This window comes from Fulvivirga maritima, from assembly GCF_021389955.1.
Lineage (GTDB): Bacteria > Bacteroidota > Bacteroidia > Cytophagales > Cyclobacteriaceae > Fulvivirga > Fulvivirga maritima.
Window position 1 is genome coordinate 2,749,972 of record NZ_CP089980.1, and the last position, 12,567, is coordinate 2,762,538.

Here is a 12,567-nt window from a genome sequence, read left to right on the forward strand (position 1 = left end):
ATGAATAAGTTAAAAGGAAAATTAAGCTTCATACCTATCGCTTGTCTGGTTTTTATCATGGCCTCTTTATCGGCTTTGGATACTAAAGCTCAGAGTAATGAAGATGATGCCATAAAAGTAATAGCCTTGCCGTATGAAGGACAAATTTTATTGCGTTGGGCGCCCAATTCTCCTGCAGCATGGCAGCTGTTAAACAAATATGGCTATAGATTGGAGCGTGTAACCATGATGAGAAATGGAAAGGCACTTAAACAGCCAGAAACAATGGTTTTATGGGAGACGCCTCATACACCGGCGCCAGTGGCTGAATGGGAGGAGCTAGCCGATAAAGATAATTTTGCAGGTGTGGCGGCGCAGGCCATTTATGGAGAAACCTTTGAATTGTCTGATAATTATAGAAGTGACATGGTCTCTGTAATTAACAAATCCAGAGAGCTCGAACAACGGTTTTCATTTGCTCTTTTTTCTGCTGATATGTCTGTGGAAGCAGCAGAGAAATCGGCACTATATTATAAGGACACCCATGTAAAAGCAGGAGAGAGATATTTATACCGAGTACATAGTGCCGTGCCAGAAGAAAACCTGCCAATAGCTACAGGAATTGTCTACACAGGCTTAGATGAAGAAATTCCTTTACCGACACCGCAAACCCCTACAGCAGAATTTAGTGACTTTATGGTCTCTCTGGAGTGGGATCGGGAGATATATTCTGGTACTTATACTGCCTTTGAAATACAAAGAGCTACAGTGGGAGGAGAGTTTAAGGATATATCTGAAATACCTTTTGTAAGTGCTTCTTCAGATCCTTCTAAGGCGCATTTAATGCATGTTATAGATTCATTGCCGCAAAATAATGTTGAATACCGATATCGAATCAGAGGGGTAACACCTTTTGGACAAAAGGGGCCTTTTTCTGATGAAGTTACAGGAATAGGAAGGGATAAGCTCATAGCCAGACCAGCTATTGTAAGTGGAAATGCACTTAAAGATATGGTAGTACTTAAATGGGAGTTTGATGAAAGATACCTCTATCAGATAGAAAAATTTCAATTACTGAGAGCAGAGAATGATAAAACAGCTTTTACCCTATTGAAAGATAATCTTGATCTGGAGAAGGGTAGTATTATTGATGATCATCCATTGCCAACTAATTATTATCAAATAAAGGCTATTGGTAAATATACTCAGGAGGTATTCTCTATGCCTTATATGGTGCTGCTTATAGATAGCATTCCTCCTTCCATTCCACAAGGTATTACTGGAAAGATGGATACAACCGGCCTGGTAACCTTAAATTGGAAGCCTAATACTGAAAAAGATTTGTATGGTTATCGGGTGTTTAGGAGTAATTTTGAGCAACAAGAGTATGTACAGGTTACTAATGCAGCATTAAAGGATACTGTGTTTTATGATACACTAGCAAGAAATAACCTTACTCCTAAAATCTACTATAAAGTGGTGGCTGTAGATACTCATTATAACCCTTCGGAGTATTCTGAAAGTGCTGCTGTAAAACGTCCTGATTTCACTCCTCCAGTGAGTGCTGTATTAACGGCTATAAGACCCGGAGAAGGAGATATTACGCTTACCTGGGTTCCTGGTAGCTCAGCAGATTCTAAAGATCAGTTGATTTACAGACAGAGCAATACCGAGGCGAGGTGGGCATTGGTACAAGTGCTAACAGCACAGGATACTACCTGGCAAGACTTAGGAGTAGATCAGGAGTTAACCTATCAGTATACCATCATCACTGTAGATGAATCTGGCTTAGAATCGCCTCCGGCACAACCCTTATCAGCCTCACCACTTCCTAGAAAGGTGCAGAGAGGCATAGGTAAGTTGTTTTATACTCAAAAGGAAGAGGAACCATCAATCACACTGGGTTGGGAGTATGATCAACCCGGGGTAGAAAGATTTATTATTTATCGGTCTGTAGGAGAGGCTCCTATAACTCCGTTAGGCTCTATTAATAGTGATCAGCAGAAATATACTGATCAGGAATTGAAGAAGGGAGAAGTGTATCGCTATCAGGTGGGAGCGGTTTTTACTGATGGATCATCCTCAGCACTTAGTGAAGAAGTGGTGCTTAAGGTGAATTAAAATATTGTAGATGAAAAAAAATATATACTTTTTAATTTTTATTGCGGGCTGCTTTTTCTCCCAGCAGGTAAGTGCCCAATCTTATCCTGTTCAGGCTACCTTTCAGCTTACACCGCCTTATTCATTATACCTTTCAGATTATGCCGCAGCTGATAATAACCGGTTTGCCTTAAATGTGCTCTTGCGAGATCTCTCTCGACAAGATTTGCAGGTAAGACTTAGGCTTACCATTGAAGGAACAGGTGTTTCCATAACTACTCGCCCTGACTATAGACCACAGCCGCTGTTTTTACAAGGAGGCATGCCCCTCATGTTAGGGGCAGCAGATTTAGGAGCCTATTTTAACCCGGAGAATCTTATTTTTCAAGGGATAAGTAAAGACCAGGTGGTTAGGGGTAATGCCCTCCCTGAAGGCTTTTATAGAATATGTTTTGAAGTTCTTGAATATAATTTGGGTACAGAAGTCTCTAATATGGCTTGTGGTTCTGCCTGGCTCATGTTAAATGACCCGCCTATTATTAATACCCCTTTTAATGGTGAAAAGGTAAGAGTGCAAGATCCGCAAACCCAACTTTTTCAATGGACCCCAAGGCACACCGGCTCACCTAACTCTGCTTTTTCTACCGCTTATGATTTTGAACTGGTAGAACTTTGGCCAGAAGGAAGAGACCCCAATAATGCTATTCAAAGCACGCCGCCTATTTATGAAACTACCACCTACAGTACCAGCCTGGTTTATGGTATTGCGGAGCCTCCATTAGTGCCTGGCCGGCGTTATGCATTTAGGGTAAGAGCCAGAGCTATTAATGGAATAGAGCCCATGGACCTGTTTAAAAACGATGGGTACAGTGAAGTATATTCATTTATTTATGGAGATGCCTGCTCTCCTCCTGTAGTGGTAGAGGCCAGTACCGTGAGCAGTAGCAGAATAAAAGTGAGCTGGCAGACAGGCCCGGCACAAACCGAGTTTGTGGTCTATTATAGAAAAGAAGGCAGTGACGATGAGTGGCAATCTGAAAAAACTTATTTGGAAGAGTTGACATTAGATGGTCTTCAACCAGAAACCACTTATGAATTTCAAGTGGCGGCTTTGTGTGGCGCTGCTAACGGAGGGAAAAGTGGTGTTGTTACCTCTGCTACTTCTGAAAACCCAGTTACCAACTACACCTGTGGAGCCCAGCCCGGAGATATTGATCTGGAGAATCAGGAGGCTTTGCCTGAGCTTAATCCCGGAGATATTTTTAAAGCAGGAGATGTAGAAGTACGCGTTATTAATGCCTCGGGTAGTAATGGTACTTTTTCAGGAAAAGGTCATGCTGAAATGCCATGGCTAAAGCACGTAAAAGTGAGAGTAGAGTTTGAAGGTATTTTTATCAATACAGACCTGCAAATGATCAACGGAGCTGTAACTACTATTTTTAATGCTGACAGCCCCCTGATGTTTGATCTCGATGCGCTGGGAGGTGATGATGCAGCTGAAGAAGGTGGTGGCGCTGAAGATCAGGCAGCTCCTTTTGACGGCACTACCATTAAAGTAGACGGCACTGTAGCGTCAGTAACGGTAGATGAGAGTGGGCAGATTATAGTAGAAAAAGAAGATGGTACCACTGAAACCTTCACCCAGGAAACAGATCCTGAAACAGGCGAAAGAGTTCCTACTCAAATCACTGATGACGAAGGCAATACTTATACTGTGGATAAGGATGGCAATGTAAGTAAAAGCTCTGCTAGTGGTCCTCCTGCTCTGCAACCAGGAGCTGAGTGGGATTATTTAGTGAAGTTTAATGCTTACGACCGCCAAAATTATGGCTTAGATATTAAAGACCAAAGTGCATTTACTGATTATAACAGAACACTTATAGATAGTGCAGATTATTATGTGCCATGGAAGTCAATGGAAACAGGGCAGATAGACTATGTAAATGCCACCTTGGAAGGAAATGAGTCTTTTCCAGAAGTTATAGCTTTTAAAAGTGCTATTGGAGGAACCTTAGGCACTCAACCTGCAGAGGCAGAAAACCAAAAGCAAGTGATGTTAGTAGGAGGCATGCCCGAATCCACACAGGAGGTATATGCCTACGTAGTGCAGGAAGATGAAGAAGGCAATGAGACCGAATATACCGTAGGGCAGCTTAATATGGTGAGTTATACGAAGGAGCGTAATACCGTGGTATTAGTTCCTGTAAACGGAGCCTCTATCCCTGGCAATATTCAACAAGGTATTAACGATATTTTTAAGCAAGGGGTAGCAGAATGGAATGTACAGATTGCTGACTCATACACGGTAGATAGCGAAACCTTGGCAGACTTAGCAGTACCGGAGAGCAGTGGTGTATTGGCTAGTTTCCCAAGTAAGATGCGTCAGTTTAACAGAAGGTTTAAGAACTCAATAAATTTTGATAATCATGCATACTATCTGTTTGTGATCGATGGGGACGGAGGAGACCGTGACGGGTTTATGCCTTTCAAAAGACAATTTGGTTATATCTGGAGAAAAAATGGAAGTATTGACCTGGCTGCCGTGGTAGCGCATGAACTATCCCACGGAGCCTTCAGACTGCGCCATACCTTCAGCTCAGAGGCTTACGTAACAGGAGAGGGCCAAACCAACGGCAACCTAATGGATTACCCCGCAGGCAAAAGCCTAAGAAAATATCAGTGGGATTACATCCATAACCCCGAAAGTATGATAGGATGGTTTCAGGATGATGAGGAGAGTGAGCTTTCTAGTGACATTGCTGATGTACAGTGGGTTGATCAAGAATGTTCAGGCTGTAGTTTTGTAAGTCCTGCGGGAAAACCATTTAATATCCCGGAAAAAGTGACATCACTTGCCGTGATGAAGCCTGCAGAAGGAGGTGTTGCCACTTCTCAAATTTTGAAGGAAGCTATTTATGGCTTTAAATTTACATCAGGGGAGTCCTATTTTGCAAGGATAGTGGATGGAGATTTCCAAGGATATTATCCTACTTCAGAAGAGATGACGGATGAGCCTAGGAAATTTGCAGGTACTGAAACTGTGTATGGCGAAGGTATGGAGTTAACTTTGTGGGAGTGGGAAACGGACAATCAGAAGTTTGATACTTTTATCGTTAATGATATTTCAGGGTTTTCAGCTCCAGAAGATTGGAGTAATTACATCGCAAATGGTACTGTTGTAAGTAGTATGTGTATGAGTTGTGTTACAAGAGACTTTGTTGTGCATAATCAGGAGACTCTTGACGAATTATTAGAAATGACTGCTGAGGCCAGAGAGGAACAATATGATGATGATATTGTCAGGTTTAGGAATAAAATAAAGGAGCTGGATCAAAGTGGGAGATATTATTATGCTACAGGTAATGCAATTGCAGAATCTGATGAGGTGATAATAAAGGATAAACTTCAATCCTATTATGAAGTAAATCAAAAGTATAATGAAAGTAGTAATAGAAAGATCTTCTTGGTATATGACGAAATTAACTATGCTTTACCAAGTGGAGGAGGAAATGAGTTTGCAGAAGATGTTTTAGAAGGCTTGGGGATATCAGGAGATATAACACTGATGATTATTCCTTATTTGGATCGTGAAAAGGTAGTGATTGAATCTAATGATGCTATGCATCTTGAGAATATTTATTATTCTTTTGGAGGAGTTTCCGGGTATGATGCTCAGAGTATTGATATGGGGTCGAATGATGTCAAGTCATATTTCTTGGATATTTATAGGAATATAAGTAAACCCATAGAAATACATAGCTACCTGTTGGACTTTAAAGGAACTATCCAATATTATTTATCTTCTCATAATAATGTTACAGGTTATGATTACACTGAAGGTTTAAATATATATGCAGACAAAGATATGAGTATAGCTGTTAGTCATGTTAGGTGGCAAAATCAGTCGGCTAGCTATAAAATGAATTCAATACAGCAGCATACACCAATTGCTGAAAAATACTTAGAAATAATAGGTTTAGAAAGGTCAAAATCAGATTATGGAACGGTTGATTTTGATCATAATCTTAAAGAGATAGGTATTATAAGAGCAGAAATAAGAGATATGTTTGTTTCAGATGTATTAGCCCATAAGTATTCTGACTTAAGAAATGGTAGTCAATTAACTACTCATACTATACCAGAACAATATCTTTTTGATACGGGTAATTACTATGAAGTGATAGATTTTTTTGGAACTATAGCTGGTGTTGTTGAGCTTGATTTTGTGTTTGATATTGTAGGGGCAACTTATGCTATTTATAGAGGTGACGAAGTAGAAGCAGCTACGTATGCGAGTAGTGTATTTGTGCCATTTGCTAGTGGGGCTACAGCTAGAAATCTTAAAAACATGGCTGGAAATATAGGACAGTTTCTTTCAATAAAGGCGAGAAAGGATATTCTTTATGATGTGTTTAAAACTCAAGGAGATAATCTTTTACTAAGATATTCTGATGATTTGGTAGAGGCTGGTATATTTGAAAATAAATATCTGCTTACTCAGATAGATTTATTGCCAAAAACTCAATCTAATAAATTATTGAATCACTTCGGAGAGAGTGATGATTTGTTTAAAGTGTTAAATGAAGACCCAGATCTATTGGATATATGGCGTAAATTAGAAGCAAGCGAGGTTGATGAAGCCATCATGAAAAAAGGAAGCCTATTAAAGAAGACCAAAAAGCTTAATTGTAATTAATATGAAAATAAGCAAAATAGTAGTTTTATTACTGCTCTTATTTACTCAACTCACCTACGGCCAGTGTGATCTTGATGATTTCATAGCAGACATTTCAGCCAACACTCCTGAGAGTGTTGCGCTGAAGAACGCTGTTTTGAAGGATGAGGAGTTGGTGGACGCATGGCGAAGAGCTTTTGACATTTTTCCCACGAACAGTAAGTTCATAACAGACATAGCCACTTTAGATAAGATTTCAAAGCTAGCTTCGGAGGGTTCAGCCTTTAGAACCAAGTTAGGGAGTAACTGGTCTGATGCATTGGATGATATTTTAAGAACTGCTAATGACTTGAAATGTAGTAGTTGTGGAAATGCAGGAAGAATTGGTAGGTCTTCAATTGATCAGTTTTTAGATGATGTAGACTATTTTGTTTCGAACTTCAACGTGAGTTCGGGAGGAAAAGGAGAAGTGTTTTACAATTGGATGCGAGGGACTACTAAAAACGGATCAGTTCCAACATCAAATCAATTAGATGAATTACATCAAACTATCCGAGACCTGTCAAATAGAGGTGTGAAAGAAGCTGATGTTAGAGGGTTAGGGGAAGCGTTTGATCTTGGTAAACCAGGGGCTGCCCTTAAGGAATATGACTTGAGATTAGTCAATAATGTTTATACGGAGTATAAAAATGTGAATTATGCTTCTAACGCTCTTGTTAATCAATCACAGACAATTGACCAGTTTATCAATGGTTATCTAAGGAACATTGAGAGCTTTGATAAATTTCAATGGAAAGCGTACTTTGATAAACTTAAAAGTGCTTGGGGGTCTGAAGCTAATGCACTTACCCAAATGAAGAGTCAATGGAAGACTGTATTTGAAAGTAAGTCAGATGATATTTTTGAAGTGATTTGGGGAAATCAAAATTTAAAGAATAGCCTTTTTGATTCTGGTCTAACTAAAGCTGATGCTAAGTTGGATTTTGTAGATATGGTAAGTAGCACAGATGATGCTTTATATAAGTTCATTAAAGTAGAATAGTTTTATGTATGCAATCACTGAAAAATTAAGTGGAGTATCAGGAATAAAGTCATTCAAAGGAGAACTTTATTATACGATTAACGGTGTACTAACAGTCAATGGTGAGTCAATTATTGAAGATGTAGAAGGGTATTCTTTTTGGTTTGTTCATCAAGGGATTTATTTTTTTACAGAAGATGGTGAAAGAAGGTTTAAAAAAGGAGGTGTCAGTCAGTTGATTAATACTCCTTTATTTGTTGGAACGGAATCAGGGGGTAAAATTCTTTGTAAAAGTGGTTTTCGGAGAGAAAACAGAAAATGGAAGTGGCAGCTTGGAGAGTTCGATCTTGAATCTTGTAGCGAAGTAAGAGAACTTCCCTTTGAAAATTATACTGTAGAATTGGTAGTTGCAGGTGGTGGCATTGGATATTTTGATAAGAATAAAATATCTGCTTTGGATATCAAAGAAAGTCAAATTAAGTGGGAGTTAGTACTTGATCAATTTGGAGAAGTTGAACTCCAAAGGATTTTAGGTGTATATCAGGGTCAATTATTAGTAGCTTGTAGTGATCATTTACTATTATCGATTGATGTCAATACAGGAGGAATTATTCATGAGTGGCGTGAGCTAAAAGGTTTTGAGGTTGGTTCATTTTACAAAGACGTACTTCCAGACCCAACGAATTTTGTATTGGATAAAAGTGCTTCTAAGCTGATAGGTGTTTTTGATACCTATTATTTTGAAATTAATCTAGACTCTAAAGAAATCAGCTATCATCAGTTGAAAGATGAGTTGTTCAAGTATGGTGTAAGCGATTTTCGTCCTTTTAATAATAACCCTTTTACATCAGAGCATCTTTTTTTAACTGCACATACTTATTTGGAGGAAGTTCCAAATGTTGATTTAAGCTCGGTTCTTATCTTAAACAGGAATACAAAGAAGGTTGATTGGATTTATACCTTTAAAGAATCAGGCATTGGAACAAATATCCCTCAAATTACAGATACGCACTTGTATATGCTGGATTTAGAAGGTAGGCTTCATATTTTTGAAAAAGAATAATATAGAGGCTCCCGTTGGTCCGCGCCTGTCTCATTATCGAACGTAGAGATAGCAACACTTGAGCTAACTAAATTTATAACCCCTAACCAATAAATGAAAAAGGCATTACTCACCATATTTATAGCCTGTCTCTTTACCTTCACAGTAAGAAGCCAGGACATAGACACTTATTTTCAATCCGTAAGATCTGGTTCTTACCCACAAATACCTTCAGCGTTTTTCTCTGGAGATATGACTTTAATGAATCAGCTTACGCCATATTACAAAGATTCAATAGATGATGTGAGAGGAAAGGCCTATTATATTGCTTATAGATCAGCTACTAATACTGATAATCAACAGATCAAAAAAGCAGCTATAGAAGCACTGATAGAAGGTGTAAAAGATAAGGATTCTGGTCTTTCAGGAGATAATATAGAATTTCTCACTGAGTTTGATAAAGACTTGTTTTCAGCCAAAGATCAGCAAGAGCTTTTGTCAGCCTTGAGTACTATAAAATACCATAAGCCAGAACTTATCAAATTAATCGGCTATGTGAATATTTCGGAAGCAGAGAATACATTGAAAAGCTATGCAGTATCCTCTAATCGCAGGCTACAATGGTCCGCCTTGCTAGCCATATCTCGCATGGGAGATGAGGCTTCAGCTCAAAAAATCATCAGTATCCTAGAAAATCTCCCGGTAAATGATAACCTGGTCTATGAACTAGTGCCAGACTTGGTATACACCCGTAACAAAACGGCCTTTGATTATCTCTTCACCATCATCAACAGCAATGAAAACAACTGCACCTCCGCAGACCCAGATAACGAAGCTGCTATCCTTTGTGGCTACAGAGTAATGGAATACCTTGCCCCACACCTCACCGCCCAGCCCCTCCCCACAGAAGACGGAGAACTGGCAGTAGATAGTTATGAGCAGGCCTTACAAGAGTTAAGAGCTTGGTATGATAATCATCAGTCTGATTATGGTATATTGGAGGAAGGTTATTAGATTGCTTTTGAGATAAGAAGCTAATTTTTGCAGTTAGGTTATCTTGATACTGTAACGAAGGGGTATTCTAACTCATGAGTCATCCTCCTAAATTGGAGTATTTATAATTTATAATTTTTTTGTTGATATTATTTTTATCTATTAGATTGACCAATTATTAGCTGTTGGCATCAATGGATGCTAATCATACAGAGAGCGTGATGAATCTTACCCAAAGCAGTAAGATATTTTCATTTTTAAATTAAGACAAATATAAATAAACAACAATGAATAAATTTTTTAAACTAATATTGGCGACGTGTATAGTATGTTTTGTTTTTGCCTGTGAAGATGATGAAAATGATCCTGTTACAAAAGAACAGTATATTCAGTTTTTGACAAATGGATCTGAAAAGTCGTGGAAAATTGATCGAATAATAGATCCAGATGGAAATAACATTAAAAAGGATTGCCAAGATGATGATGTTCTAGTTTTTAAAAAGGAAAATCAAGAATTTAGTTTCATGTATAATCAAAAGTGTTTTCCAGAATCAACAGACGATTTTGGTACATGGGAAATAAGTGATGACTTAGGGATTTTAACTTTTTATGGGAGTGCAGCTATTTTAACACTTAATCAGGAAGAGTTAATAATTATGTATGGCTCCTATGATAACAGAAAAGTTACAGGAAGAAGTGATTATGTTTTCACTGCTATAGAATAGATGTCTATCTATTATAAAATAACATTAAAGTTCCTGCACTTTATTGTAATACTAATATATAAAGCGTAGCGTAGCAATACGCATGCTAAATCCAGGCCGTTATAATTGTCGGCCTTATTAAAAATATATTAAGATCTATTTACCTTGTTTTTAAGCAGCTCCACTTTTTTCTTAGGCTAGTAGTCTTTCATAATGTGCTGTAGTTTATCTAAGCTATTTAAATGACACTGATATTAAGGCAGGTTCACATATGCAGACATACAATTCAGATGTGCAAACCTTGTAACAAAACTCATAATTAACTAAATTGAAACAAGAACAATGGAGGTCAAAATAAAAGGCTCCAATTCGTGTTCCTTAAAAATTAAAATTCAGTTAAGTAATTGATATTCAATAATTAATAAGGGGTAGTTATAATCCAGTCATGACTATGTGACCATGACCAATCAGTTACAGAACTCTCCAAACGCCCTCAACAATATTTAATCTTTCCCATCTCTCAAATCCCCAACTAGTCCCATGATGCTTTGAAAGCTATCATCAAGCACAATAAAGAACTTCACTTATCACCTAATACAGCGGCTGGTAAAAATAAGGGAAAGACAGCAGGCAGTTCTGCAATAGCAGTAGTGCCTCCTGTCTTTATCTTATGGTAGCGTTTCTGATCAGCTGGAGAGCGCAGCCACTAAGCGATCCTGCTGATCAGAAAACAGAAACTTTTTTCCCTTCATAATCTTGGATTCCTGCTTCTGAGAAGGGGTGGCAAGGGGTGGCAACCACATACTCACCACTGGATTAGGCCAGCATAAACCCGGTACTTGGTATCATGAAACACCAAAAACACGGATTATGGAACTACAAGTGATCACCCATGAGGAGCTTACTTCCTTTAGAGAAGCGCTGCTCCATGATATCAAGCAGCTACTTATAGAACATAAATATCATAAGCCCGCCCGCAAGTGGCTTAAGTCCCATGAAGTACGGCGGTTACTTACCGTTTCTCCCGGCACGCTGCAACACCTGAGAGTCAGCGGTCAGCTACCCTATATCAAAGTAGGCAATATCATTTTCTATGAATACCAAGACATCGAGAAGATGCTTGAAACCAATAAAGTAAGCTATTAAGAAACGACCCGATGGTGCATAAAAGGTAACCTATGACTTAGGTCTTAGCACCGGCTGATGCTGTCTGTCCGCAAGCTGTCTCATGCGGATCAGACACAGGCCTGGGTCGATAACCCACCCCATTATGAGCCCTTCAGAAAAGAAAGCACTTACCAAGACCATCACCTTTCGGCTGACTGCTCCCCATTATGAGCGGCTAAAAGCCCTTCAGCAGCGGAGCAACTGCCAGAGTTTGGGAGAATTGGTGCGTAGTATTGTGCAGCGTGAGCGCATTATCTGCTACTATGAAGATGCCAGTCAGCAGGAGCTGATAGCATCCCTTTCTGGCATCCGCGCGGAGTTAAATGCCATAGGCATCAATGTGAATCAGGTGACCCGCTATTTCCATAGCCAGCCTATGCCTAAAGACAAATTCTATAGCGCCTTAAAACTGCTGGAAGACTACCAGCAGGTCAGGCAGCATACCCAATTAGTATTACAAGTCATGGATCAACTCTCAGCTCAATGGTCGCAAAAATAAAAACCGGAAGACGAATGATAGGCGCATTGAATTACAATGAACATAAGGTAAAAGAAGGAACTGCTGTATGTCTGCTGGCCCAGAATTTTATGCAATCGGCCCATCAACTCACCTTTCAGGGTAAGGTAGATCGCTTTGCTCAGCATACCCAGCGCAACCGCCGGGCTCAGGTCAATACCGTCCATATCTCCCTTAACTTCAGCCCTGACGAAGAGCTTACCCCACAACAGATGCAAGCCATCAGCCTCTCCTATATGACTAAGCTGGGCTTCGGTCAGCAGCCCTATCTGGTCTACCAGCACCTGGATACCGCCCATCCCCATGTTCATATTGTCACCACCAATATACAGTCTGATGGCCGTCGGCTGTCACTGCACAATATAGGTA

Annotated in this window: 8 protein-coding genes and 1 pseudogene; all 9 read left to right on the forward strand. The window is 39.3% G+C overall.

The genetic code is table 11. The annotated features are described in order from the left end of the window. A complete protein-coding gene (locus LVD15_RS11735; RefSeq protein WP_233780518.1) occupies positions 1–2,100 on the forward strand; it encodes a fibronectin type III domain-containing protein in 2,100 nt (699 codons plus the stop codon). Between the two features lie 10 nt (positions 2,101–2,110). Continuing rightward, entirely contained in the window at positions 2,111–6,775 is a 4,665-nt protein-coding gene (locus LVD15_RS11740) for a fibronectin type III domain-containing protein (protein WP_233780519.1), read from the forward strand. Position 6,776: 1 nt separating this feature from the next. Next, entirely contained in the window at positions 6,777–7,796 is a 1,020-nt protein-coding gene (locus LVD15_RS11745) for a hypothetical protein (RefSeq protein WP_233780520.1), read from the forward strand. Between the two features lie 4 nt (positions 7,797–7,800). Next, complete coding sequence (locus LVD15_RS11750) at positions 7,801–8,838, forward strand: hypothetical protein (RefSeq protein WP_233780521.1); 1,038 nt, start codon at positions 7,801–7,803, stop codon at positions 8,836–8,838. Positions 8,839–8,931: 93 nt separating this feature from the next. Continuing rightward, positions 8,932–9,831, forward strand: coding sequence for a HEAT repeat domain-containing protein (locus LVD15_RS11755; RefSeq protein ID WP_233780522.1), 900 nt, complete (start codon positions 8,932–8,934; stop codon positions 9,829–9,831). Positions 9,832–10,097: 266 nt separating this feature from the next. Beyond that, positions 10,098–10,535, forward strand: coding sequence for a lipocalin family protein (locus tag LVD15_RS11760; protein WP_233780523.1), 438 nt, complete (start codon positions 10,098–10,100; stop codon positions 10,533–10,535). An 849-nt stretch (positions 10,536–11,384) separates the two neighbouring features. Then, on the forward strand, positions 11,385–11,660 hold the full coding sequence (locus LVD15_RS11765; RefSeq protein WP_233780524.1) for a helix-turn-helix domain-containing protein: 276 nt from the start codon (positions 11,385–11,387) through the stop codon (positions 11,658–11,660). Positions 11,661–11,784: 124 nt separating this feature from the next. Beyond that, positions 11,785–12,180: a plasmid mobilization protein gene (locus tag LVD15_RS11770; RefSeq protein WP_233780525.1), complete on the forward strand. Its 396-nt coding sequence runs from the start codon at positions 11,785–11,787 to the stop codon at positions 12,178–12,180. Positions 12,181–12,269: 89 nt separating this feature from the next. Next, positions 12,270–12,557, forward strand: a pseudogene (locus LVD15_RS27395) (relaxase/mobilization nuclease domain-containing protein); the annotation flags it as partial. Positions 12,558–12,567: the final 10 nt, after the last annotated feature.